This window comes from Spirochaetia bacterium (assembly GCA_022482625.1).
Classification (GTDB): Bacteria; Spirochaetota; Spirochaetia; order Sphaerochaetales; family Sphaerochaetaceae; genus Pleomorphochaeta.
Genome location: JAKVOU010000001.1, coordinates 1,400,922 through 1,424,070, shown reverse-complemented (window position 1 = coordinate 1,424,070; position 23,149 = coordinate 1,400,922). Strand labels below are relative to the sequence as shown.

General features: G+C 46.6%; 27 protein-coding genes and 2 pseudogenes. 17 read left to right on the top strand and 12 right to left on the bottom strand.

The features are described 5' to 3' along the window. Nucleotides 1-6: 6 nt before the first annotated feature. The 5 genes from gtfA to LKE40_06475 all read right to left on the bottom strand — a co-directional run bounded on the left by gtfA (nucleotide 7) and on the right by LKE40_06475 (nucleotide 5,719). The gene (gene gtfA, locus LKE40_06495) at nucleotides 7-1,464 is read right to left on the bottom strand and encodes a sucrose phosphorylase (protein ID MCH3917097.1); all 1,458 of its coding nucleotides are present in this window, start codon (nucleotides 1,462-1,464) and stop codon (nucleotides 7-9) included. A 13-nt stretch (nucleotides 1,465-1,477) separates the two neighbouring features. Next, entirely contained in the window at nucleotides 1,478-2,449 is a 972-nt protein-coding gene (locus LKE40_06490; GenBank protein MCH3917096.1) for a LacI family transcriptional regulator, read from the bottom strand. Nucleotides 2,450-2,468: 19 nt separating this feature from the next. Further along, nucleotides 2,469-3,332, bottom strand: a complete 864-nt coding sequence (locus LKE40_06485) for a carbohydrate ABC transporter permease (protein ID MCH3917095.1) — start codon at nucleotides 3,330-3,332, stop codon at nucleotides 2,469-2,471. Between the two features lies 1 nt (nucleotide 3,333). Further along, nucleotides 3,334-4,218 carry a sugar ABC transporter permease gene (locus tag LKE40_06480; protein MCH3917094.1) on the bottom strand — a complete coding sequence of 295 codons (885 nt, stop codon included), beginning with the start codon at nucleotides 4,216-4,218 and terminating at the stop codon, nucleotides 3,334-3,336. 88 nt (nucleotides 4,219-4,306) lie between these two features. Further along, on the bottom strand, nucleotides 4,307-5,719 hold the full coding sequence (locus LKE40_06475; protein ID MCH3917093.1) for an ABC transporter substrate-binding protein: 1,413 nt from the start codon (nucleotides 5,717-5,719) through the stop codon (nucleotides 4,307-4,309). Between the two features lie 265 nt (nucleotides 5,720-5,984). On the opposite strand from LKE40_06475, the gene LKE40_06470 reads away from it, so the two are divergent. After that, nucleotides 5,985-6,422 (top strand): hypothetical protein, encoded by a 438-nt coding sequence (locus LKE40_06470; GenBank protein MCH3917092.1) that lies wholly within the window; start codon nucleotides 5,985-5,987, stop codon nucleotides 6,420-6,422. Nucleotides 6,423-6,620: 198 nt separating this feature from the next. On the opposite strand, the gene LKE40_06465 is transcribed toward LKE40_06470, so the two are convergent. Further along, nucleotides 6,621-7,844 (bottom strand): class I SAM-dependent rRNA methyltransferase, encoded by a 1,224-nt coding sequence (locus LKE40_06465; protein ID MCH3917091.1) that lies wholly within the window; start codon nucleotides 7,842-7,844, stop codon nucleotides 6,621-6,623. An 85-nt stretch (nucleotides 7,845-7,929) separates the two neighbouring features. On the opposite strand from LKE40_06465, the gene LKE40_06460 reads away from it, so the two are divergent. The 6 genes from LKE40_06460 to LKE40_06435 all read left to right on the top strand — a co-directional run bounded on the left by LKE40_06460 (nucleotide 7,930) and on the right by LKE40_06435 (nucleotide 11,781). Next, complete coding sequence (locus tag LKE40_06460) at nucleotides 7,930-8,391, top strand: HAD hydrolase-like protein (protein ID MCH3917090.1); 462 nt, start codon at nucleotides 7,930-7,932, stop codon at nucleotides 8,389-8,391. Then, nucleotides 8,357-8,602: a hypothetical protein gene (locus LKE40_06455; GenBank protein MCH3917089.1), complete on the top strand. Its 246-nt coding sequence runs from the start codon at nucleotides 8,357-8,359 to the stop codon at nucleotides 8,600-8,602. Before LKE40_06460 ends, LKE40_06455 begins: the two co-directional genes overlap by 35 nt. 60 nt (nucleotides 8,603-8,662) lie before the next feature. Then, nucleotides 8,663-9,451, top strand: coding sequence for a hypothetical protein (locus LKE40_06450; protein ID MCH3917088.1), 789 nt, complete (start codon nucleotides 8,663-8,665; stop codon nucleotides 9,449-9,451). Nucleotides 9,452-9,721: 270 nt separating this feature from the next. Then, nucleotides 9,722-10,957, top strand: coding sequence for a ComEC/Rec2 family competence protein (locus LKE40_06445; GenBank protein MCH3917087.1), 1,236 nt, complete (start codon nucleotides 9,722-9,724; stop codon nucleotides 10,955-10,957). Next, nucleotides 10,905-11,627 (top strand): 16S rRNA (adenine(1518)-N(6)/adenine(1519)-N(6))-dimethyltransferase RsmA, encoded by a 723-nt coding sequence (gene rsmA / locus LKE40_06440; protein ID MCH3917086.1) that lies wholly within the window; start codon nucleotides 10,905-10,907, stop codon nucleotides 11,625-11,627. The genes LKE40_06445 and rsmA overlap by 53 nt, the downstream gene beginning before the upstream one ends. Then, on the top strand, nucleotides 11,584-11,781 hold the full coding sequence (locus LKE40_06435; protein MCH3917085.1) for a hypothetical protein: 198 nt from the start codon (nucleotides 11,584-11,586) through the stop codon (nucleotides 11,779-11,781). The genes rsmA and LKE40_06435 overlap by 44 nt, the downstream gene beginning before the upstream one ends. Before the next feature lie 400 nt (nucleotides 11,782-12,181). Here LKE40_06435 and pta read toward each other — a convergent pair whose 3' ends face one another. After that, nucleotides 12,182-13,186 carry a phosphate acetyltransferase gene (gene pta, locus LKE40_06430; protein MCH3917084.1) on the bottom strand — a complete coding sequence of 335 codons (1,005 nt, stop codon included), beginning with the start codon at nucleotides 13,184-13,186 and terminating at the stop codon, nucleotides 12,182-12,184. Nucleotides 13,187-13,399: 213 nt separating this feature from the next. Here pta and LKE40_06425 point away from each other — a divergent pair, with 213 nt between their 5' ends. The 8 genes from LKE40_06425 to LKE40_06390 all read left to right on the top strand — a co-directional run bounded on the left by LKE40_06425 (nucleotide 13,400) and on the right by LKE40_06390 (nucleotide 18,146). After that, entirely contained in the window at nucleotides 13,400-13,684 is a 285-nt protein-coding gene (locus tag LKE40_06425; GenBank protein MCH3917083.1) for a hypothetical protein, read from the top strand. A 121-nt stretch (nucleotides 13,685-13,805) separates the two neighbouring features. Then, on the top strand, nucleotides 13,806-14,243 hold the full coding sequence (locus tag LKE40_06420) for a hypothetical protein (protein MCH3917082.1): 438 nt from the start codon (nucleotides 13,806-13,808) through the stop codon (nucleotides 14,241-14,243). Between the two features lie 167 nt (nucleotides 14,244-14,410). Continuing rightward, nucleotides 14,411-14,752, top strand: coding sequence for a prephenate dehydrogenase/arogenate dehydrogenase family protein (locus LKE40_06415; protein ID MCH3917081.1), 342 nt, complete (start codon nucleotides 14,411-14,413; stop codon nucleotides 14,750-14,752). Then, nucleotides 14,709-15,143 carry a hypothetical protein gene (locus tag LKE40_06410; GenBank protein MCH3917080.1) on the top strand — a complete coding sequence of 145 codons (435 nt, stop codon included), beginning with the start codon at nucleotides 14,709-14,711 and terminating at the stop codon, nucleotides 15,141-15,143. The genes LKE40_06415 and LKE40_06410 overlap by 44 nt, the downstream gene beginning before the upstream one ends. A 1-nt stretch (nucleotide 15,144) precedes the next feature. Next, on the top strand, nucleotides 15,145-15,669 hold the full coding sequence (locus LKE40_06405) for a hypothetical protein (GenBank protein ID MCH3917079.1): 525 nt from the start codon (nucleotides 15,145-15,147) through the stop codon (nucleotides 15,667-15,669). Further along, nucleotides 15,659-16,447, top strand: coding sequence for a radical SAM protein (locus LKE40_06400; protein ID MCH3917078.1), 789 nt, complete (start codon nucleotides 15,659-15,661; stop codon nucleotides 16,445-16,447). Before LKE40_06405 ends, LKE40_06400 begins: the two co-directional genes overlap by 11 nt. A gap of 47 nt (nucleotides 16,448-16,494) precedes the next feature. Next, nucleotides 16,495-17,343, top strand: coding sequence for a haloacid dehalogenase-like hydrolase (locus tag LKE40_06395; protein ID MCH3917077.1), 849 nt, complete (start codon nucleotides 16,495-16,497; stop codon nucleotides 17,341-17,343). Nucleotides 17,344-17,450: 107 nt separating this feature from the next. Continuing rightward, on the top strand, nucleotides 17,451-18,146 hold the full coding sequence (locus LKE40_06390; GenBank protein ID MCH3917076.1) for a GntR family transcriptional regulator: 696 nt from the start codon (nucleotides 17,451-17,453) through the stop codon (nucleotides 18,144-18,146). Between the two features lie 16 nt (nucleotides 18,147-18,162). On the opposite strand, the gene LKE40_06385 is transcribed toward LKE40_06390, so the two are convergent. Next, on the bottom strand, nucleotides 18,163-19,071 hold the full coding sequence (locus LKE40_06385) for a serine O-acetyltransferase (protein ID MCH3917075.1): 909 nt from the start codon (nucleotides 19,069-19,071) through the stop codon (nucleotides 18,163-18,165). 297 nt (nucleotides 19,072-19,368) lie between these two features. On the opposite strand from LKE40_06385, the pseudogene LKE40_06380 reads away from it, so the two are divergent. Beyond that, nucleotides 19,369-20,320, top strand: a pseudogene (locus LKE40_06380) (recombinase family protein). Between the two features lie 414 nt (nucleotides 20,321-20,734). Here the strand turns inward: LKE40_06380 and LKE40_06375 are convergent. Further along, nucleotides 20,735-21,015 (bottom strand): annotated as a pseudogene (locus LKE40_06375) (type II toxin-antitoxin system YafQ family toxin). Beyond that, entirely contained in the window at nucleotides 21,012-21,287 is a 276-nt protein-coding gene (locus LKE40_06370; GenBank protein MCH3917074.1) for a type II toxin-antitoxin system RelB/DinJ family antitoxin, read from the bottom strand. Before LKE40_06370 ends, LKE40_06375 begins: the two are co-directional and overlap by 4 nt. Before the next feature lie 86 nt (nucleotides 21,288-21,373). On the opposite strand from LKE40_06370, the gene LKE40_06365 reads away from it, so the two are divergent. Then, nucleotides 21,374-21,796 (top strand): hypothetical protein, encoded by a 423-nt coding sequence (locus LKE40_06365; protein ID MCH3917073.1) that lies wholly within the window; start codon nucleotides 21,374-21,376, stop codon nucleotides 21,794-21,796. Between the two features lie 114 nt (nucleotides 21,797-21,910). Here the strand turns inward: LKE40_06365 and LKE40_06360 are convergent, their stop codons facing one another. Then, complete coding sequence (locus LKE40_06360; protein ID MCH3917072.1) at nucleotides 21,911-22,081, bottom strand: hypothetical protein; 171 nt, start codon at nucleotides 22,079-22,081, stop codon at nucleotides 21,911-21,913. Between the two features lie 380 nt (nucleotides 22,082-22,461). Then, a complete protein-coding gene (locus LKE40_06355) occupies nucleotides 22,462-23,028 on the bottom strand; it encodes a biotin transporter BioY (GenBank protein ID MCH3917071.1) in 567 nt (188 codons plus the stop codon). Between the last annotated feature and the right edge of the window lie 121 nt (nucleotides 23,029-23,149).

Sequence of the window (23,149 nt, the reverse complement as noted above, 5' to 3'; positions counted from 1 at the left end):
CCTTCTTTATACAAATGCCTTTTCCTTGCCTTTGCAAGAATAGGTTATTTGGCATTCAAGACTGATAAAATCTACTGATAAGTCTGCATAGTCCATATCATTTTCCCAACGCATGTGCAGGCTTTGGGTATCGGAAAGCAATAGGAGGAACTGGCCGTTGAAAGCCGGATGTGAATTCCTGAATTTCATCAGCCTGTTAAGTCGCTGTACGATAGAGGCCTGAGACAGCTGGTCTATTTCTTCAAGAGAATAATAATGCCTGTTGATGTCTCTGTTTACTGCTGTCCTATGATACAGTTCAAAATCATTCTTACCGGCAAAAAGACCTACATAGTAGACTTGTGGAATACCAGGAGTGAAGAACTGTACGGCCCTTGCAATGAAATACTTCTGTTCATCTTCGCCTAATGCCGAGAAATATGTACAGTTGATTTGGTAGGTATCAAAAGTATTGAAGTCTATTTTCATGTTCGATTTGACATATACCTCGGATATGCCAGGATTTATCTCGAATACCTTGCGTTTTGTCTTGAGCAGTTCCTCATCCGGCATCAGGTAACGTGCATCGACGACACCGATGCCGTCATGTGTATCCAATGTGGTGAATTGCTTCCTTGGGCAGATCTTCAGCCAGTTCTTGAGGTAAAGGGTCTTACCGAAGTAGAAAGCATTGAGCAATAGCATCGGAAGCTGGAAATCATAGGTATAGTAGTTTCTTTCTTCAAGCTTTTTCTGCAGAAAATAGTGTTCATGGACTTCGGGAAGTATAGTGACGTCATACGGTTCCAATACCTTGTCACATTCAGCCAAGATGTCCCAGACTTCCGGTTCGATGAAGAAACATCGTGTATCTTCGCGTTTGGATGCATATCCCAATGCATCAAGACGGATGACTGCCGCTGCATGTTCTGCCAAGAATGATAGATTTTCCTTCATGAAACGTTTTGCTGCAAGGGAATCTTGATTGATGTCTATCTGATGGTCACTGAAGGTCGTCCAGAGCTTTTCTTTTGTTCCGTCAGCAAATTCAGCCTCGATGTACGGCACTTCCTTTCTTTTGTACAGCTTTTCATATTCCTCTTGGGTCGGTTCTCCGCCATGTTTCCAGAAATCCTTATATCGTATGAAGAAATCCTTGTAGACAGAATTATCCTTTTTCTTGATGAAATCCTTGTATATATCACTCTCTGCGGACAGATGGTTGATCATGTAGTCGAACATCAGGTAGTAGTTTTCCCCAAGGTCCTGTATGTCATCCCAACTGCCGAAAGCGGGGTCAACTTCCTTATAGGTAATCGGCGTGAAGCCTCTATCTGCAGAGGAAGGAAAGAATGGCAGCAGATGGATGCCGCCTACCGCATCCTGCAGGTAGTGGTCAAGAACATAAGAAAGGTCCTTGAGGTCTTTACCCATGCAGTCAGCATAGGTAATCAACATAATCTTGTTCGTAAGTTTCTGTGGCATGCAATACTCCCTGTCAGGTTGATTTTCTTTCGATCAACTCTACTGGTATTATTTGTTTGGGAGGGACTTTCTTTCCCTCTATGACTGCAATCAAGGTCTCGACTGCGGTTTCTGCGAGTTTCTGGTAATTCTGGCGGATCGTTGACAATGACGGGTAGATCAGTGCACTGACAAGGATATCGTCGTATCCGATGATACGGATATCTTCAGGAATTCTGTAGCCGAGTGACAATGCTGTGGATATGCAGTAGGTTGCCAGTATGTCATTACTGGTGAATATACCGTCGAAATCATTGTTCTCAAAGAAGATATCGCTGATGACTCCTGCAAAATCCAGCATTTTCTGCTGTGCTTCGGTTACCTGATAGATCTTGTACTTGATATGTTTCCTTTCACATTCCTGTATGAAGGAGAATGAGCGATCATTTGCCGATTTGCTGATTTCCAGTTCACCGCTGATATGTATGAGATTCTTGCATCCTTTTGCAATCAGATGTCTGGTTGCAAGCAGACCGCCTTGCTTGTCGTTTGAGGAAACAGACGGGGGGCAATCAGCATTTCCGATGATTACCGTCGGAGTCATCGATTTGTGCAGGTAATCTTCCGTGTCTTTTATATAGGAGGTGATGATGCCGTTGGGTATGTTCCTTGTCAGATACTCATATTCGCGGATATAGTCAGTAGCATTTCCCGGGGCTGACGTGACGATGATGCTGTAGCCGTGCTTGGCGGCTGCATGCTCCAATTCATGAGCCATCTGCGTCCAGAACGGCATGATGAGGTCCGGTAACATGATACCTATGCAGTTGTTGTTTCCTTTTACCAGTGATCTGGCGACTGCGTTCGGATGATAATTCAATTTTTCCATTGCAAGCCGGACATTCTTGATTGCATCTGGACTCAATGGGCTCCGTTTGTTAAGTACCCTTGAGACTGTTGCCGTAGAAACCCCGGCTTCCTTTGCGACATCCTTGATTGTTGCCATGCATTTCTCCTTTTCGGCGTTATGATTTTACTGCGCCGGCAATAACACCACCGATGATATATTTTTGTAGAAAAATGTACACGATGATGATAGGAATGATTGATAGCATCAGACCTGCCATGATGTTCCCATAGTCATTCGTAAACGTTCCATAGAAAGTCCTGATTGCCAAAGGAAGGGTATACAGACGCTTTTTCCCGAGTACGAGGGAAGGAAGCAGGTAATCGTTCCAGAATCCAAGGATTTGGAGTATGGCTATCGTGGAAAGAATAGGCTTCATCAATGGCAGGACAATCCTGAAAAAGATGCCATGATAGGAACAGCCGTCAATTGTTGCAGCCTCTTCCAGTGCAATGGGGACGCTTGTCTTTATGAAACCATCACACATGAATATGCATAGGCCCGTCCCAAAGCCAAAGTTCATCAATATCAGAGTGGTTTTTGAATTGAGAATACCGAAGATACCTCCATATATGGAGATAAGTGGAATCATGACGACTTGGAATGGAACAGCCATGGATGCCAGCAGCAGGGCAAAACTGATTTTACAGGCTTTCCACTCTGAAGCACGGACGAAAATATAAGCTGCCATTGCGGAAAAGACCAGCAGTAGGACTACACTGCAGCTTGTAATGATGAAACTGTTTCCAAATGACCGGAAGAAAGCCATTTCTTCTATTGCATGTTTATAGTTGATCCATTGGGGGCCTTTGGGGTCAACCAGTTCCAGTGGAAACCTGACTATATTTATTTTCTGTTTCAGTGAATTTATAGCAACAAGGGCAAAGGGAACAAGATAGAGAATCAGCAGAAAGGAAGCCAAGATGGTTTTTACCTTGCTACCGGTGGATATTTTCTGACTGTAACGATAAGGATTTTTCATGTTACATCTCCAATTCACGTTTCTTACCAATGTAAGTCTGCGTCAAAGCAATGGCCGCCATGACAATGAACATGACTAGGGCTTCTGCCTGTCCGATTCCATATTTCTGTTCTTCGAATGCTTTGGTAAATATATGCATTGCAGCCAGTTTCGTTGAATCATAAGGACCGCCTGCTGTCAGTGAAAGGTTCAGGTCATATACCTTGAACGTCCTTGTGATGGAAATGAAAAGGCTTATGACGATGGAGGGTACCATCAGTGGCAAGCGTATGCTTCGTGTTATCCTGTGCTCATTTGCTCCGTCAATCTTAGCGGCTTCAATCAAATCTGAAGGAATTCCTACGAAGCCTGCAATATAAATCAGCAGCATGTAGCCGGAGTATTGCCAGGTCGTGACTATGATCATTGCAGCCATGGCCGTATGTGGCGATGAAAGCCATGATTTCTGGAGTAGTGCGACAGGCAGGAATTTATAAAATGGGACCAATACCCTGCTGAAGATGAACTGCCAGACGTATCCAAGGATCAGCCCGCCGATCAGATTCGGGGTAAAAAAACCGGCTCTCAGGAAATTCTGTCCCTTTATGCCGCTGGTCAAAAGATAGGCGAGGCCGAAGGCAACCAGATTTATCGTCAGAACGGAAACCAGTGAGTAGCCGACTGTCAGTGAAAGTGATTTCCAGAATGAAGCGTCATGCAATACTACTTTGTAGTTTGCAAGTCCGACGAAGTTGACTGTGCTTGAAAGGCCGTTCCAATCTGTGAATGTCAGATAGACACCATAGATGAGAGGAAAGACAAAGGCGAGTATAAAAAACAGTACCGATGGACCTGCAAAAGACAGGAACAGGAATGTTTTTTTCCCATTGCTCATTTTTTGATTCATAGGAACTCCAATAATTGAACCATTGCGCTAAACCACAGCAGCAGAAAACTGCTGCTGTGGAAAAGAAAAATACCAATAGCGTGCTAATTTATTCGGTCGGTGTGTGAGATTTCCAGTAAGCATCAAGTTTTGAGGCGATATCTGCCCTGGTCATCTTTCCTACCATATAGGCCTGCATGTTGGCTGCCAGAAGGCTCCTGTGGTCTGAAGGCATATAGGTTGCGCCATCAATGACCATGCCTTCGTCAATGTAATGCTTGAGACCTATATTGAACGGATTGTTTGGCTGCAGCTTGATGTTTTTGAATGCAGTGACGATACCACATTTGTTGACCAAAGTATCCTGCCCTTCATCTGAGAATACAAGCCAATTCAAGAACATTTCAGCAGCTTTCTGCTGGTCCTCTGATGCATCGATTTTGTCAACTGCTGCAAATTTTGTTGCTCCTGCGACTACTTTGCCTTGGGTTGCCGGCTCGTCGTTGAGTGGGAAGGCACAGATGCCATATTCGGAACCTTCCTGTGCATATGGAGCAAAATCAGGCCATGCCCATGTACCATTGAGCCAGAAGGCGGCTTCGCCGTCTGCCACATAGTTTGCATTCAGATCGTAATCTGCAGCCAAGGGATCCTCATGGTTGATATTATCCGCAATGAACAGGTCAAAGGCATCATAGACTTTGTTGAAGACTGTATTTTCACTGAAGGATGTCTTGCCGTCATGTACGTTCTTGAGGAATGAAATGGCACCTGCCGCCGTACCATCCTGATAGTCATAGACAAACTGATAACCTTTCTGTCCGATTGACCAATCTTCAGCATTCAGGACCATTGGATATTTCATGCCACCGGCCTGCAGTTCTTTCAACAGAGAAGAAAATGCATCAAGGGAAGTGTACTTCGTAGGATCAAATGCATGTCCTGTTGTTTTTTCAATTGCAGTCTTATTGTAAATCAGGCACATGCCTTCGACAGTAAGCGGCATGCCGTAGATTTTTCCATCACGGACAGCTCCCATGGTTCTGCCTCCGACATCGGCCCATGGTTGGTCTGACAGATCAACAAGCTTTTCAGCCGCAAGGTCGCGGATGTTTGCTATATCCATGATGCCTATTGTCGGCGCATCTCCGGCTGCATATCTTTCTGCAAGTGTATTGCCCGGAGAGTCTGTCTCATAGATTTCGATTGAGACATTATACTCACTGCCAAAGGCCTTCGCGCCTGCTTCAAGAGCATCTTCGATTTCAGGTTTCGAGTTCATGACGGTAATCTTGACCGTATTGGCAAAAGGTTGTCCGATTTTGTCATTCGAAGTTGCGGGTGATGCTTGGGAGGTTGCCGTTGCTGGAGCAGTGGTCGTTGCCGTTGCAGCAGGTGTAGCATCAGTCGCTTGCGTTGAAGTTGCCTGTGTGGCAGTGTTTTCTGTCTGTCCTTTTGCACATGAGACCAACAGCAGTGCCGTTATGCCCAATGCAAGTACAGTAGAACGTAAGTTTTTCATTTCGTGTACTCCTTTTTGATACGTTGGACCAAAAATTTAATTTGACCTCGTTGCTTATAAATCTGAGGCGGACTCCAATGTACTGTAATCGCACTACGAATGTCAACGTTTACATTACTGAAATTTTCACAGATTGAAGTACTATCAACGAATATATCTGAAGTTTTTGCATAAGATTTTTGTTTTTCATTTTATTTACGTCATAATATATTTTCATTTACAAAGATTCTGTTATGATTTACGGTTGCCGGCAGGAGGTGCTTTTATGCATACGGGTATATCAGAAGAAGAAAGGTCGTCATTGCTTGCTGAAGGGAGATCCATTCTTGCTTCATCTGCTGATTGCAGATACTTGCACAGGGTAGAGATTGTAACTTTGGTGATGGCCGGGCTATCTCCGACTTCTTTAAGCCATTTTTCAAATGAAACCAGAACTACCATTGAAAGATGGGTAAAGATTGCTTGTGAGCAAGGAATTGATGCTTTGCATGAATTCAAGAAAACAGGTAGGCCCTCAAGGCTTTCTTCTGATGAACTTGCAGAAATCGGCAGATTGTTCCAGCAACCTCCTGCAGGTTCGCAAAAGTTGTTCCATGATGGGCAAAGCCTGCAGGCCTTTATCCGGCAGCAGTACCATGTAAAGCTTTCCATCCGGCAGTGCCAGAGGATTATTAGGAAAATCATACCGGAGGGATCTATGTGAATTGTGTCGGATTTATTAGTAATATTTATGTCGTTAGAAACTTTATAAATCTTTTGTGAAGTTGCTTGTGTTTTTTTAAAAGTTTGTAGAATCTTTATGTAATCGTTTTCACTTTGTTGAAAAATTATATCATCCGCCAGTACCTCCTGTCCTTTTCTGAAGTTGCTTGAAAGCAACAGGCTGTCGGATGATAGATTGTCAGTGCTTCAGTACCCGGAGTATATATCCGCATAGGTATTCGCTTTCGGGGAATGATAATCTGACAGGATGATCAGATCCTGCAGAAAGTATTTCAAGGACCTGGACTTCACAGCGGGCATCGATGCTTGCCCATGCGAGGATTGTCCGCAGCATTGCTGCGTCGATTGCACTGGAGCAGGAGAAAGTCGCAATGATACCATTGTCCCTGATCTTTTCCATTGCAAGGCGGTTGAGATCCTTGTATGCCCTTGCTGCCTTTTCGGCCTGTCCTTTTGTCTTGGCAAGCTTCGGTGGGTCAAGGACCATGACATCAAACTGGTCCTTTGTGATGTTTCGCATCTCTTCGAAGACATTGCAGCATTTTGTCGTACAGCGCTGTCTGGAACCTTCAGGGAGCGTGCCTTTGTCCTCATTGAGATGTATGTTGCGCAATAGTCCGTGCAAGGCAGGTTCCGAACTGTCAAGGCTGTAGACCGACTGTGCTTCGGCTCTCAGTGCATGAAGGGTAAAACCGCCTGTATAGGAAAAACCATCAAGTACGTTTTTCCCCTTGCAGTATTTTTCTATTTTTTTCCTGTTGTCCCTTTGGTCGCAGTAAAAATCACTTTTTTGCCCTCCTCCTGGAATGGTTTCATATACCAGACCGTCTTCCTTGAAGGAAATTGCCTCTAAGCGGGATTCCGGGGTAAAATACTGTCCGTTGCTGTAGTACGATGTCGTATCCTTCAGCCCTTCGATGGACAGAAAGTTGTGGTCGGTAGTAATGACCATAAGATGCGGGTGAAGCATTTTATCCAGTGTTTCCACCACTTTGTCTTTCTGGTCCCAGCCGACCCGTGCACTTATGACAATTCTGATGGTCGTACCATAGACATCTGCAACGATTCCTGGCAGCATGTCTGCTTCTGAGAAGATAATCCTGAAGGCGGTAGTACTTCCGTCGCTATCAAAGAAACTTCTTCTTCGCAGTACGCTTGCTGCCACTGTATGTTTCCACCAGTTGTCATCAATCTGATCTGTTTCGTTCCAACTGAGTAGGTGAACCGGAATATGTGATTTTTCATCCCACCAGCCCCAGGCAAGGAAAGAACCGTCACTTTTCAGGACCTTGCAGACACCTGGCTGGGTCCCTTCCTGGGATTCTATGGCACCTGAAAATACCCATGGATGATGGGTAACCAGTTGTTTCTCTTTTCCACTCTTTATCTGTATCGTGTTCATGGCTGCATGATAGTCCTTTTCTGTCTTTTGGGGAACGGGCGGATCATGCGTTGACCAAAACTTGTTCTCTTGTGATAATGCTTCTATGTACGAAGGAAGATGCAAGGCTGTCCTGTTTGATTTGGACGGGACATTGGTAAATACGATCGGGGATATCACAGGGGCGATAAATGCGCCGCTGTCAGACAAAGGACTGTTGCCTCTGCCTGAAGAAAAAGTAATGACATTGGTCGGTCATGGCCTGAAAAATGCCCTTCATAGGGCTCTTTCCCTTTATGGGAAAGATGTTGAAGGCGTAGCATTTGACCATGCATATGCCCAGCTTTCCTCCCATTACACCGAACATCCGGTGGATAAAAGCTATCCCTATGATGGGATTATAGATATGTTGGATTCTTTGAAGGTTCCTTTCGGTATCCTGTCCAATAAGGATGATGCGCTTGTGCAGACTATTGTTGCAACATTGTTTCCTGCTGTTTCTTTTTCATTTGTCCATGGTTTGCGTGAGGGATATGCAAAGAAACCAGATCCAAGGTGGAGTACTTGAATTTGCAGCACAGCTTGACCTTGCACCTAGTCAGCTATGCTATGTCGGGGACAGCGAAGTTGATGTCAGTACGGCAGGAAATGCAGGGACCAGCTGCCTTCTCTGTAGCTGGGGGTTCCGTCCTATGAGTGCACTTGAAACTTTTGGTTGTCCTGTTGCAGAAAATGTCGGCCGGCTGGAAGAGTTGCTGCGACAGGCCTGCTTTGACTAGGTCTTGTGCCGTTGCCTTTTTTCTTGCCTCTGCGTATCATTGAGACCAGGAGGTGTCGATGTGATTGACTGCTATCATCTCAGGGCTGCAGGAAGGGAATATTATCTGACTCCTTATTTCAAACGGTCTGACATCGACAGGATGGACGAGAACGAAGAGGTAAGGTGGAACTCCTGCCATAATTGGTCGGACGCGGACAAGGATATCGCACGTGGCAAGACCTATGTGCAGATTGACGATGCAATTGACGGATGGGTCAATGATGCCCGCTATTTTCCCCGTCTTTTTGCTTCTGCAGGTATTTTCCTTGCTGTCTATCTTTTTCTTTCCCTGGTCATCCGTGATCCCATTCCTATCATCGGTGAGCTTGCCGGTGGATTGCTGGCAGCATTCATGCTGTGGCGTTACATGGCCGAGCATGATTCCAAAAGTGAAATCGTTGACAAGCGTAGGCTTGAGCTGAAACAGAGCGCTGGCAATAGCCTTTTTGTTGTCAATGACGGGCTCGGAATGATTGAGGGGTACCTTGAGAAAATGGCTGCCATGGATGCAATTGAACTATGTGACGAACTTTGCAATCTTGGTTCAGTGGCTTTGGATCCTTTGGAAGTGCCGGAGGAAAGGAAAGGCGTCTGGTTGCGTGATCTTTACTGGATGCTCCACAAACAGGTCGTCGTACCTTCTGGAGAGACCAAGGATGCATTGGAAAAGGTCCTGGACCTGAGAAGGGAAAAAAAACGCAGTGAAAAACTTTCTTCACGATTATTTCACCTTGCAGGAGCAGGCCATATTGATTTGTCACTTCTTGCTTCGATGGTAGCGCTTGATGCATTGATAAGGAGTATCTGAAGCAACCGAAAGCAGTGTTTTCTGTGCTAAAGAAGCATGGAAGAAAGATTCTCAGGAATTTTATTGCGCCTGTATCTTATCTGTCTTGTCCCGTACTTGCCTTTCTTGGCTTTACGGGAGCTTCGGTGTTACGTTATCCGCTTTTTTTCCTTGTTGCGTGCTTTGTCTTTATGTCCCTGTCCGTTGTTTGTTTCCCTAGCTGCATCAATGTATGTTTCCGGTTGACTGTTTTCTCTTTTCTGGCGTTGCTGCTGACTATGAGGGGAGAAGATGTATCATCATTTGTTCCCGGATGCAGAACTGCAGATGGTTACAGGAATCGAAGGTGTTGCTATTTCTGATGAAAAGGAAACTTCCGGGGGTAACATGTTCGTGCAGGTCAGGACCAGCCTTGTCGCCTCTAAGGACGGAGGAACTTTCTCTTGCCGAGGTACCGCCTGCATATTCTATGGACAACCTGTCGAAGTACAGGTCGGTGACAGGCTGTCAGCTGAAGGGAAGGTAACAGATATCGGTTTCAAGGCCGGGCAGATTCAGGTACTTCGTAAGGGCCTTGCTGATTGGCAGTGGTGGCTGGACCTGTTCCGTACCGGTGTGCAGCATCAGTTGCTGCGCAGGATTCCTGTGACACTCGGCCGTCTGTTGCTGTTGGGACGATGCGACCAGGAAGGTTTTCCCATAAAGGAAGCTGCCTTGAAGTGTGGTTGCGCACACCTGCTGGCTCTGTCTGGCATGCATCTTTCTGTCCTGACGCTTATCTTTTCTTTTTTACCTACCTTGCTGTTCGGTCCTTATCTGGGACGACGGCTGTCACTTGTCTTTCCATTGTGCTTTACCATTGTTGCAGGGCCTCTTCCCAGTTTGGTCAGGGCTTTGCTTATGAATTTCCTGGCAGTAATCATCGGACCGTGGCAATGCTATGCCAGGGAAAAGGTGTTTGGTTTTTCGTTCGTGGTGCAGCTGCTTCTCTTTCCGTATGCCATCGGACAGGCAGGGACCTTGCTTAGCTACGGAGCTGTAGGGGCTTTGCTGTGCATGGCTCTGTTGCTTCCGGCTCCTTCTCCATTGTCCGGTATCTTGCTGCCTACGCTCTTTGCCCTGCTGCTTGTCTATCCTCTTTCTGAATGCATAGGCGGGGAATGGACGGTGGCGGCCCTTGTCTCGGCACCTGTGGGAGGATTGCTGATTACCTTTGCCCTTGCCTTGGCATTGTTCTGCCTCATGTCGTCTTGTCTTCCTTTCCCTGTGGTATGCCTGAGGAGTCTCCGTTTGCTTGCAAAAGTACAGGATGTCTTGCTGTCTTTGTTTTCTTGGTCTGTCAGGGTCAAGCTGTATATACCGGCCTGCTATAGCGGACGATGGGGATACCGATGCTTTGCCTTGACACTCTTGACCTCACTTGCAGTGTATCTGTATGCTTGCAAGTATTTGAGAAACAGGAGATATCGTGCATATGAGCTGGAACTTTCCCTACGGATCCCCCACGGCGATACGGGATATTCTTGAGGTCAATGGATTGGCCATGTCAAAGAAATTCGGGCAGAATTTTCTGCTGTCTGAAACAGTCAGGGAAAAGATTGTCAGCCTGATGGATTTGGACCAGTCGAAACAAGTCTGGGAAATCGGTCCCGGTATCGGGGCTTTGACTACCTTGCTGTTGGATTCCAAAGCCGAGGTGACCTGTTTCGAAATTGACCATGGTTTCTGCAGGATCTTGAGCGGACAGGCTTTTCTTGATATGCCGAACTTCCATCTTGTCGAAGGTGATGCACTGAAATCTTGGGAAATGCAGTGGAAAAGACACGGTACCCCTGATGTCATCTGTGGTAACCTTCCGTACAACGTCGGTTCTGTTTGCATTGCAAATTTGCTTGAAAAAGGCTGTCGGCCGGAACGGATGGTCTATACATTGCAGAAAGAAGTTGCGTGTCGGCTCTGTGCTGATCCTGGGAACAAGGACTGGTCGACTCTTTCCATCCTTGCTCAGGTTGACTATGACTGCAGAATTGCCATGGACATCAGCAATGGAGCATTTTATCCTGTGCCTAAGGTTGTCAGTAGCGTTACCGTCCTTGAAAAGAAAAAGGAGCCCATGGTTCCCTGCCGAAGAATATCAGTTCTTTCTATTGGTAGTGAAAGATCTTTTTCACCAGAGGAGAAAAACGGTAAGGAATAATCTGCTTTCTGGTAAAAGTGGAGCCATGGTCGGCAGGGATGCTGTGCTTGACAGTCTCTTGGCTGCAGGGATCAGGGACTCTGAACGAGCAGAGAAACTTGAAATTGCACAGATTGTAGAGCTCGCAAGGATAATCGGTACAAGAGTGCATTAGTCAAAGATTATGTTTTCCTACTGAAAATGATTGTAGTATCTGGTGAAAAGAACCTCTATTAGGGTAAGTAAATTATTGTTGTACTATATATCATTCCTTAATAGGAGTATTAATATCATTGATAATATTATAATAACCTCTTGCAATACTGGATACTACTGGTAGGTCGTTTATCTTGATGGGTTTATACAGAGATTGTCAGATAGGCGGTTTCAGGGGCTTATGCAGGATGCTGTCTTGTGAGAGGCCTTTCTAAGTGTTGTATATATCTGACCGGCTTTGAAAAGTCATATGCATCGCCGGCTAACCATTTCTTATTCCATTGCCTTTGATATGGAAAAGGGTGCCTTTCCATGTTATAGGAAAAGACACCCTTCTTGATATGGCCAGATATCAGCAATTATTTCATGCTGCCTGCCTGAGCCAGCGTGACGGCACTGGTAACTACAATGTCTTCTACGCTGCAGCCTCTGGAAAGGTCTGACACAGGATGGTTGAATCCCTGAAGAATCGGGCCATAAGCCTGGGCTCCGCCCAGTCTCTGTACCAACTTGTAACCGATATTTCCGGACTGCAGGTCAGGGAAAATCAAGGTATTGGCTTTTCCTGCTACCTTGCTATCTTTTGCCTTCTGTGCAGCGACACTGCCGATGATGGCTGCATCAAGCTGAAGTTCACCGTCGACGGCAAGATCCGGGCACTTTGCCTGAACAAGGGCCGTAGCCTGCTGGACTTTTTCAACCAGTTCACCTTTTGCGGAACCCTTGGTCGAGTAGGAAAGCATGGCTACCTGTGGTTCTGCGCCGAGGAAAGTCTTGCAGCTTTCTGCGGATGCCGCAGCAATTTCGGCAAGCTGTTCTGCCGTCGGATTAGGAATTGTCGAACAGTCAGCAAATATAAAGGAACCGTCAACTCCCAGATCGGTCTTGTCTGTGGCCATTACGAAGCAGCTGGAGGCATATTTGATGCCCGGCTTGCATTTGATGATTGTAAAACAAGCTACCAGTACATCGCCGGTCGTGTTCCTTGCACCGCCGACCATTGCATCTGCATCTCCCATGCGGACCATCATGGCGCCCCAGCGAAGCTCATTTGCAATTTTTCCGTATGCTTCTTCTTCGCTCATACCCTTGTGCTTTCTAAGTTCATAGTATGCATGTCCGAAGTCTTTTCTCTTTTCACTGGTTTCAGGATCAACGATACAAAGGCCTTCCAGTCCTACACCAAGTTCTTTTGCCTTGGCTTCGATTTCTGCCTGTTTGCCCAGCAGGGTAACTTTCTTTGCAATGTGCTCATCCAGGATTTTTCTGGCAGCCTGGAGGGTACGGGGTTCAGTGCCTTCCGGCAACACCAAGGATTTGGCAGCAGCCTTTGCGTTGCCTTTCATCTTTTCAGCAAATGTCATGATAGTATTTATCTCCTTCACAAAACTCATTGGCTGTCATATATGATACCACATTGTTTTTTATTGATAAAGGTCCGTAGTTGTCCTAAAAAGGGAACTTCAGCTGCCTTTTTCGACATATGAAAAAAAAGGTATATCACCATAATTTTCCCATATACGGCCCGTAGTATCTGGTATGTAAGCAATAAAAAAAACTGTGACAAGGAGACAGAAATGAACACAAAGAAAACACTCATAGCTTTGACGGCGGCAGCACTTTTGGCTGGTACGGCACTTTTTGCCAGAGGAGGGGATCAGGCTTCAGGGACAACAGGAAACACCTCTTCGTACACGAGGCAAGTCGGTGACAGGAGTCTTGATGGATCGGGTTCCCAGTGGACCAGATGGCCAGATGGATATGGCAAAGTGCAGGGGAAAGCAGTGGGTTCCTGTATGCAGGATTATGGCCGGCAGGCAATGGAAAGGGAAGACTGTACTTGCATTTCCTGCAGGCAGTAACCGGTCCTTTTGGCAGTGCAGGCATTCAAAAAGGAAAAACTGGTGCCTGACACTATGATCTTCCTATATCGGGTTCTAAAAATCCGACAATCATACCAAGAAATTCATCAAGGAGACAGACATGAATACAAAAAAGACAATCATTGCAATCACATTGACGGCACTTATCGCCGGAGCTTCGATTTTTGCCAGCGGAAGGACTGGGATTTCCCGTTCTGCCGGAATCGATGGGGCAGTAACATCAGGATATGCCAGACAGTCAGGTGAACAGCCTCTTGATGGCAGCGGTTTCCACTATGCAACACGTGATTCTGGTGAGAATTACTCAGGTAACCAGAATGGCAGGCATCTTATGGATGGCTCCGGTCCTGCAGAAGGTAGAGAATCCTACGGTAGCAGACATTCTGGGTCCGGACGATCAGATGGAGAAAGAAACGGCGAAGGCAGGAATGCCGGTTCCGGTTCTCACCGGCAGGTTGGCAGTGAAGGAACTGCATCCCACCGTTTTATGAATGCAAACGGAAGCTGCAGTGAATGTGAAAATCTGATTGGCAAATAACAGTCCAAGGTTCTGGAAAGGAAGCCCCTGTACCGTCTTTACGGCAGGGGTTTCCTGTATTTCCATGCAGTCGACACTTTTGCCTTCTTTTGGTATCTTGCCACTATCAGCCAAGTGTTCTACTATTCAATGACTTGAGGACTGAAGGAAGATAGGTAGGAGAAACGATGAAAATAGGTATCTATGGCCTGGGACGTTTCGGGTCGTTTTGGGCAACGCAGCTGGCAGCACACGGACATCAGGTCCTTGGCTATAGCAGGCACAGCAGACCTGTGTTGCCGCAGGTTACCCTTGCAAGTGAACAAGAAGTGCTTTCATGCCCATATGTGTTCTATTGCGTTTCCATCAGTGCCTTTGAATCCGTCCTGAAGCAGACATCGTCCCTTATTGCACCTGGGACTGTGGTGATGGATACCTGTTCGGTCAAAGTCTATCCGTCACGTTGGATGAAAACCGAATTGTCTGATGGTATACATTGTATTGCTACCCATCCCATGTTCGGTCCCTGATTCCGGCAAGAATGGGATTGCTGGGCTTCCTTTTGTTATCTGCAATATGGATTGCAATGTTGAAGAATATAAGGCTGTCTATGATGCCATGGCTGATATGAAGCTGAAAATGCTTGAGATGACACCGGATGCACATGATAGGGAAGCTGCGTGGTCCCAGGGTATCACGCATTTTATCGGAAGAGTCCTTGACGAACTTGACCTGCAGCCTACGGAACTTGCTACGACTGGCTACAAACGCCTCCTGAGCATCGTAGAACAGACCTGCAATGATCCTTTGCAGCTTTTCTATGATCTGCAGCATTACAATCCTTATACAAAGCAGATGAGGATGGGACTCAAGGGTGCACTTGATTATGTCCTGGCAGAATTGGTATCGAAGGAGCAATAGAGTGCTGAGAGTCTGTGTATATACCCTCGGATGTCGCCTTAACCAATGTGAAAGCGAAGGCATTGCAGATGCGTTTTCAGAAGAGGGCTTTGAAATCGTCAGGGAAGAAGATGGGGCCGATATCTATATCGTCAACACCTGTACCGTGACCAGCAAGGCTGAGCAGAAGGCCCGACGTATGATCAGGAAATTTGCCCGTGAGGGAATTTGTCTTGTTACCGGCTGCTATGCCCAGATGAACGGAAAGGAAATTGCTGCATTGGGGAAAGGGATCATCGTGATTTCCCTGAGCAAGAAACCCTTGTTGCTCAAACTTCCTGGCCATATCAAGGCAGGACTTCGCAGCGGTCTGGATCTGATGGCTTGCCTGCAGACGTTTACAGATGAAGATGCTTCGCCGTTTGATTATGACGCTGCATCATTTTCTTACCATAGTCGGGCTTATCTGAAGATTCAGGATGGCTGTGACAATGACTGTGCATATTGCAGGGTCCATGTAGGCACGAGGCAAAGCCGTGAGCCTTGATGTAGCTACTGTCATCCAAAGGGCACGTGAACTTGAGGCAGAGGGGTACCATGAAATTATGCTCACAGGCGTGAACCTGACCATGTATGACCATGAGGGTGCTGGCTTGGGAGGCCTTTTGGAAAAGCTTTTGCCTGCCCTTGGGCCTGATATAAGGCTCAGGCTTTCTTCACTGGAAGCCGACCATGTCGATGACAGGTTGCTTGCTGCATTGGGGGATGAGCGGATGCAGCCCCATTTCCATATTCCGGTACAGAGTGCAAGTGATTATGTACTCAAACGTGTCAACCGTAAGTATGACAAGGCGCATCTCATCTATATCATTACCCAGATGCGCAGGATCAAGCAGGATCCGTTTATTGCTGCTGATATCATTGCAGGACTACCTGGGGAGCGGGAAGAAGACTTCCAGGAAACCTATGATTTTCTCAAGGAATATCATTTTGCACAGCTCCATGTCTTTCCCTATTCCCCTCGGCCTGATACTGAGCTTTTCGGTGCCCCTGACAAGTTGCCGGAGTATCTGCGTGATGAGCGCGCAGCAAAGCTAAGGGATCTGTCTGTTTCACTTCACAGGACATATCTGGAAAGACAGCTGGGTAAGGACTGTGAGATAATATTGCAGGAACGTAAACATGGACATTTTACAGGCGTCAGCGGCAACTATATTGATGTAATTGTGGACGGGGATCCTAGTTTCTGTGTAGTCGGGGAACTTCATCGGGCACGGTTTGTTTCCATTGAGAAAGATTTCATGCATGTAGAGCTGCTTCCCTGAACTATGTCTGATGCGTCCGTGCGATTCCCGGTTGGGAGGTAAGGCATATGGCTGATTTGGAACCTACATTGGCAATGATGTATGATTTTGACAGGACACTGTGTACGAAGGAAATGCAGGAGTATAGTTTCATTCCTGGTGTAGGAATGACACCTCAGCAGTTCTGGGAGGAATCAAATTCACTTGCCGCTGAGAAGAAGATGGACAGAGTCCTTGCGTATATGCATCTGATGCTGGAACGTGCACATGTTGCAAGGAAAAGCATCAAACGCGAAGACTTCGTGGCACTGGGGAAAGATCTGGAGTTCTATCCTGGCGTGCTGGAGTGGTTCGCACGAATCAATAGCCTAGGACAGGAAAATGGCATACAAGTCGAGCATTACATTATCTCTTCGGGCCTCCGTGAGATCATTGAGGGTTCTGATATCTTCCGTCAATTCAAAGAAGTCTTTGCCTGTGAATTTCTCTATGATGAGAACAACATTGCCTGCTGGCCGAAGAATGTCGTCAACTATACGACGAAGACACAGTTTCTCTTTCGGATCAACAAAGGAGTGCTGGACCTGTCTGATGATATGAGCCTGAACAAGTATACCCCTGAGGACGAACGTCCGGTACCTTTCAGGAACATGGTTTATATCGGGGATGGGATGACTGACGTCCCTTGCATGAAGTTGGTCAAAGTAAACGGTGGTTGCTCGATTGCCGTGTATCGGCAGGATTGCAAGGAGAATGTGGAAGTCCTGCTGAAGGACGGCAGGGTCGATTTCATAACTCCAGCCGATTATTCACAGGGCAGTGAGCTTGACCGGATCGTGCATGATGTGGTCTGCAACATTGCAATGACAGATGACTTGAAGCGAAAAAGCAAGGCACAGTTCGACTTGGTCCGATAACCTCTTGGGTGTGTGTTGATACAATCTCTAAAATTTACAGTTGACGGCTGCCATGGTGTACCTTAGGATGATAGGAAAAGCGTAGTACACACAAAGGGGAGGGAGCAATGGCGCGGCCGAAAAGTGATTCATCCAAGATTGCCTTCAATACAATCAGGGAGAAGATCAATAGGTTCGAGCTGATGCCTGGCAGTACCGTTTCAGACTTGGCGATATCCCAGGAACTTGATATGAGCAGGACTCCTGTCAGGGAAGCAATTTTCAAGCTGGTGGAATGCCATCTCATTGAACGTGAAAAAAACAGGTTCGTTGTCTGTCCGATTGAAATCGAAGATATAAGGGAAATATTACAGACCCGTGAAGCAATCGAATGTATGGCTGTACGGTCAATCATTGCAGGCGGTGGCCCGCCGGAGCGTTCCCTGCAGGAATTGAGGATGTTTGCCTCCGATATGGAGGCCTGTCTGGCTGCACGGCATCTGGCTACTTATTTTCAAAGGGACGGACAGTTCCACGTCAAGTTGGTAGAACTTGCAGGTAATGTCCGTATGACTGACGTGGCTTCCCAAATGCAACTGCAAGGTGAACGTCTCCGTTGCCTGTCCGTACTGACCCATGACCGATGTGTCGCAATACTGAGGGAACACGGCCAGATCCTTTCTGCTTTGGAAGAAATGGATCTGCCGGTTGCCGAGCAGGCTATCCGTCTTCATCTGACAAATACGCTGAGAAACTACCAGTACATCCTGGCAGGCAAGACATGGGTAGATATGCTGGCCACCTTGCAGGGCACTTTTTCCTGAGACTGCCGGTTTTTCGTCAGGCCTTCTTGCTGGACCTTTTTATTTCCCGATGGATTGTCTCAGGCTGCTGCAGTAAGACAGAAGTAAAAGGCGGTACATCGTGTTTGAGCCAGACCGAAGAGCCGATGATGGAGTCGTGTCCGATGGTAATATCCCCCAGTAGGGTCGCATTTGCATAGATCGTGACGTTGTCTTCTATGGTAGGATGCCGTTTGGCTCCCCTTATCAGCGTTCCGCAGGCATCTTTTGGAAAACTCAGGGCTCCGAGAGTAACGCCTTGGTATATCTTGACGTTGTCTCCGATGGCAGTGGTCTCTCCTATGACTACACCGGTACCATGGTCGATGAAGAAGCTTGTACCGATTGAAGCTCCTGGGTGGATGTCTATGCCGGTCCTGGAATGGGCCCATTCGTTGAGCAACCTTGGCAGGAGCGGTACCCCTACCTGATAGAGACAATGGGCTACTCTGTGGATGGTGAGTGCCTTGATGAACGGATAGGCGAGGATGACTTCATGTATATCCTTTGCTGCCGGATCATTGTCAAATCCTGCGTGGGCATCGAGTTTGATCTTCCTCCGTATTTCGGGAAGTTCTTCAAGGAACACTGCCATGGCTTTTTCGGTCAGCTCCCGGCTTTCTTCCTCATTGTTGTCAGTACATTTGCACTCATGGTTGTATGATTGAAAGACCAGGGTATTCATGGTCCATCTGACCTGTTCAAGCTGATGAACGACAATGTCCTGCATTGACTGGCTGTTGCTACCGTCGCAACGTCCGGGAAACATCAGCTCAAGCAACTGGTCAGCGCAGTTTTCTACGCAGGAACTGGTGGGTAGGGGTTTAAGTCCGATGAAATTGATGCCTTCCTGCCCGATTCTTTCGAAGCTGTTGAGGAATGCCTGCTGATAATCCTTGTATGTCATGTGCTCCTCCTTCCCATACCATACTTAAATAGAGGGAAATCGGCAAGATTGGAATACAGGAAAAACAATCAGGTTCCTGGTGTTATATGATTCAAGAGGCTTGTTTATCATGATTCTTGTCATGGTTGATGAGCACACTTGGAGCATTTTACATAATAGGAGGGCGCAAACATGACAAACGGAAAAATCACCCCGTTATATGAACGACTATCCTGCGACGACGAGCTGCAAGGTGAGAGCAACAGCATATCTCACCAGAAACAGATACTGTAGGAATATGCCCGAAAGGATGGCTTTGTGTACCTGACGCATTTTACCGACGACGGTATAAGCAGAGCCCGATTCGACTGCCCGAGATTCTCGGCTATGATGACGGAAGTCGAGGCGGGGCATATGGAAACTGTTATCGTCAAAGATATGAGCTACTTGGGGCGCGATTATCTCAAAGTCGGTTAAATCATGGAGATCCTGCGGCAGAAGAACGTCCGGCTGATTGCCGTCAACGACGGCGTTGACAGTGCAAGAGACGATGATGATTTTACGCCGTTTCGGAACACCATGAATGGATTTTTTGTTCGGGATGCCAGCCGGAAAATCAAATCCGTGATCAAGGCCAAGTGCATGACCCGCAAACACCTGACCGGTACGGTCATTTACGGGTACTTATGGGTGGATGAAAAACGGGAGAAATGGATCGTTGACGAGGAAGTTGCCGCTATGGTATGCCGCATTTTCGCCATGACGATGGATGTCCATGGCCCGTACCAGATTGCCCAGCAGTTGACTGCCGGCAAGGTGGGGATTCCCGCCGTTTATCTGGCGTAGCACGGCGAGGGCGTGAATAAAAACAAGACGTTCAAGGATATTTACGGCTGGAGTTCCTCCACCATCGTGAGTATCCTCAAAAAGCGTGAATATCTCGGACAGACGGTCAATCTTAAAATCCGAAAGCATTTCAAGGACAAGAAAAGCCACTATAGTGGACGAAAGCCAATGGGCAGTTATTGAAAATACTCATGAGGCCATCATCGACCAAGAGACTTTTGACAATGTGCAGCGTATCCGGGGAAACGTGCGTCGCTACCCGGACGGCTGGGGCGAAGCGCACTCGCTTACCGGCCTGATGTACTGCGCCGACTGCGGAGGCAAAATGTACGTTCACCGCACCAACAATGGCAAACGTATCCCGCAGTATACCTGTTCCCAATACAGTAAAGTTCCTGTCGGGAGCCCCAGTCAGCACCGCATCGCCTTCTTCCGGCTGAAGGTCTGCGAGTATTTCAATCTTGAGATACCGAAAGGCTGCGGACTGAAGGCCAAGCATAACAGTTCCAAAACAGGAAGGCAACCATGGACTAGGCTGCAGGGTTGATTATACAAAGTCCCTGAAAACTTAGGGCTTGAAAGACCGTGGGGAAAAGTTCACGCCCAAGGCATGGCAGACCGAAGCGGAGCGTCTTACTGCCCATCACAGCGCCCTATATCAGCGGATGAAAGCCATGCACCCGGATGTGCAGGTTGTGGAGAAAATCCGCAAGACTGCCGACGAGCTTGCCCGGTAGGAGAAGTCTCGAGATCGGGGCAGAAATATGAGTGATAGTACGATGAGGATGACAAATCGTCACCCCTTCTATCCCGGCACCGGCTATTCTGCACGGGCATTTCATTTGCCAAACAAATCACTGTGCGAGCCGGTACGGGTCAACGTTAAAACCAAAATGCCATTCTCAATTCGATATACAAGCAGCCAGTCACTTTGGATATGACGTTTCCGGTAATCCACATAATTCCCGGTCAAACGGTGGTCGTGTTTTTTTCAGGTAAAGGCTGACATTTGGAAAGCTGACGGATGACATTGTCCAGCAAATCCATTTTCAGCCCGCGCTTTACCGCTAACTTGTAGTCCTTCTTGAACTGAGATGTCCAAACAATGTCCAGTTTCATCTTTTCAATTCCCTCAACGCTTCCTCTACATCACTGTAGCGTTTCGCGTTGGGGTCTTTTGCAAGACGTTCCGCTTCTTGCATGGCGGCGAGGGTAACGGCATTCGGCGTGTTGAGCGTTACGTCGAACGGAAAACCGCCAGACCGAAGCGATTGTCTCAAAAACACGTTGATAGCCGTTGTGAGATTCATGCCAAGCTCTCCATAAAGCGCTTCGCACTGTTTTTTAATATCTCTGTCCATGCGGACGCTGAAATTTGTTGTATTAGCCACGGTAATCAACTCCTTTGCAATCCATTGCATATATATTATATGCCGTTTGCATTGCAATATCAATCTGAAAATCTTGAAAATCGCGCGTGTTAAAATATTTACGAGTTCCAATTACTCCTTCTTCTGAAGAAGATGACTTTGAAAAAGCGTATGAGGTCTCAGATGATTTTGATGAAGTACTGGAAAAAATAAGCTATGAGTATGTTAGTATTCTTACAGATGATCCGTCTATGTACTATGATTCGGAACTGTTAGAATATGGAGATGATTGGATAGTCGATGACTATTCCCTATCAGACTTTAGGAGGAAAGTAAGCCGTGCATCTTCTGTGCCGACGTATACTTATTTGGAGCAAAAACGAGTAATGGAAAGTGTTGGTGATAAAATCCTTCCGCACGATACTGATGAAGTGTTTCAGGGTAAATATTTGTTTGATCATACAGATTGCTTGTATATCAAAAATGTGCTAATTTCTGGTGCCTATGTGAAAATTACTTTCCTAGCGTAGGGGATTGAGCTAAAGGGATTAGTTATTAACGTAATAAGTAAAAAGGTGATTCCAAATATTTTAAGGAACAACATAAGTGAGGAACAAAATCTGGAAGAATGATGTGATCAAATCCTACCGTGACCGATATGTGGGATACTGGTCTTTGGTGACCAATTGCGAAGCTGATGCCCGTACAGCTCTCCGACAGTATAGGAAACGTGATAGGTTGAGAAGCAGTTTGACAAACTTAAGAATATGATCGACGGAAAACGGCTGAGAACCATCGGTACCGAATGAATCCATTGTATTCCTCAGGTTCCTCTCGCTTATCCTCACAGAGCATGTAAGGAAAGTACTTCGTGATACTCTGATTGATGATGAGCAAGAACATACGAAGACCTGGATTACCCGCTATTCTGTTCCTGAAGTCTTTAACCGGCTGGAATCCTATACCGAAGTTGTGTTCAAGGACACCTACAGGCCGATTCATCCCGAGAAGACGAAAGCTCAACATAAGGTCTTCGACATCTTCCACTTCGAATCTTAAGGCCTGGTTATGATTTTGCGAGATTTCAGGATTTCCTATAATGGAGTACGAATGAACGGTTATACCAATAAAAAAGATAAAGCTCTGTGATAGAAATGCTTTGCCGCCGCAGGGCTTTTATATTTTGAATAAAAAACTATTGACAATTCGTTTCAGGTGATGGTCCTGCAAGCATCGAAGCTGTCCTTGGTCCAAGGGCTATACCAAGCAGGACACTTACCGCTGACTTGATGAGGTCACCGGGGATGAAAGGCAACATACCTGCAGCAAAAGCCTTTGTCCAACTCAGTCCTAGGTTGAACTTGAGCCATGGGATACCTATCAGATAGACTGCAAGGCTTCCTACGATGGCAGCTGTGATCAGATAAGGCAGCTGTATCTTTCCGTTTTCTTTCCTACCTAAGTCTGCAATGGTTCCAGCAGCAAATGATGCAAGGAGAAATCCGAAAAGAAAACCACCGGTAGGTCCCAGCATGGCAGCAATGCCACCTCCTCCTGTAAAGACCGGCAGTCCTACGGCTCCTAGGAACAAGTATACGATGGTAGCTCCCACTGCAAGTTTCCTGCCGAGCAACATGCCTGCAAGCAGGATGAAAAGTGTCTGCAAGGTGATAGGAACCGGCGGTAGGGGAATCCTGATGAAAGCTCCCACGATGAGGAGTCCTGAAAACAAAGCGCTCAATAAGGTCTTTCGTGTATTCATGTGCCGAACAATAGCACCGATTGTCACTATTGTAAACAGTTTTTTATAAATATTGTTTACAATTCATGAAACCATTTCAAAAGGAGACCGAACCTGTTGGCTATTATACTTGCCAGAACAG

Coding starts and splice junctions, on each gene's coding strand:
- LKE40_06395 (MCH3917077.1), top strand. CDS start 16,495: ATGGCTGATTTGGAACCTACATTGGCAATGATGTATGATTTTGACAGG.
- pta (MCH3917084.1), bottom strand. CDS start 13,186: ATGACATTTGCTGAAAAGATGAAAGGCAACGCAAAGGCTGCTGCCAAA.
- LKE40_06465 (MCH3917091.1), bottom strand. CDS start 7,844: ATGAACACGATACAGATAAAGAGTGGAAAAGAGAAACAACTGGTTACC.
- LKE40_06460 (MCH3917090.1), top strand. CDS start 7,930: ATGTACGAAGGAAGATGCAAGGCTGTCCTGTTTGATTTGGACGGGACA.
- LKE40_06455 (MCH3917089.1), top strand. CDS start 8,357: ATGCAAAGAAACCAGATCCAAGGTGGAGTACTTGAATTTGCAGCACAG.
- LKE40_06480 (MCH3917094.1), bottom strand. CDS start 4,218: ATGAATCAAAAAATGAGCAATGGGAAAAAAACATTCCTGTTCCTGTCT.
- LKE40_06385 (MCH3917075.1), bottom strand. CDS start 19,071: ATGACATACAAGGATTATCAGCAGGCATTCCTCAACAGCTTCGAAAGA.
- rsmA (MCH3917086.1), top strand. CDS start 10,905: ATGAGCTGGAACTTTCCCTACGGATCCCCCACGGCGATACGGGATATT.
- LKE40_06415 (MCH3917081.1), top strand. CDS start 14,411: ATGAAAATAGGTATCTATGGCCTGGGACGTTTCGGGTCGTTTTGGGCA.
- LKE40_06390 (MCH3917076.1), top strand. CDS start 17,451: ATGGCGCGGCCGAAAAGTGATTCATCCAAGATTGCCTTCAATACAATC.
- gtfA (MCH3917097.1), bottom strand. CDS start 1,464: ATGCCACAGAAACTTACGAACAAGATTATGTTGATTACCTATGCTGAC.
- LKE40_06420 (MCH3917082.1), top strand. CDS start 13,806: ATGAATACAAAAAAGACAATCATTGCAATCACATTGACGGCACTTATC.
- LKE40_06445 (MCH3917087.1), top strand. CDS start 9,722: ATGTATCATCATTTGTTCCCGGATGCAGAACTGCAGATGGTTACAGGA.
- LKE40_06425 (MCH3917083.1), top strand. CDS start 13,400: ATGAACACAAAGAAAACACTCATAGCTTTGACGGCGGCAGCACTTTTG.
- LKE40_06490 (MCH3917096.1), bottom strand. CDS start 2,449: ATGGCAACAATCAAGGATGTCGCAAAGGAAGCCGGGGTTTCTACGGCA.
- LKE40_06360 (MCH3917072.1), bottom strand. CDS start 22,081: ATGGATTCATTCGGTACCGATGGTTCTCAGCCGTTTTCCGTCGATCAT.
- LKE40_06485 (MCH3917095.1), bottom strand. CDS start 3,332: ATGAAAAATCCTTATCGTTACAGTCAGAAAATATCCACCGGTAGCAAG.
- LKE40_06410 (MCH3917080.1), top strand. CDS start 14,709: ATGGTATACATTGTATTGCTACCCATCCCATGTTCGGTCCCTGATTCC.
- LKE40_06355 (MCH3917071.1), bottom strand. CDS start 23,028: ATGAATACACGAAAGACCTTATTGAGCGCTTTGTTTTCAGGACTCCTC.
- LKE40_06475 (MCH3917093.1), bottom strand. CDS start 5,719: ATGAAAAACTTACGTTCTACTGTACTTGCATTGGGCATAACGGCACTG.
- LKE40_06470 (MCH3917092.1), top strand. CDS start 5,985: ATGCATACGGGTATATCAGAAGAAGAAAGGTCGTCATTGCTTGCTGAA.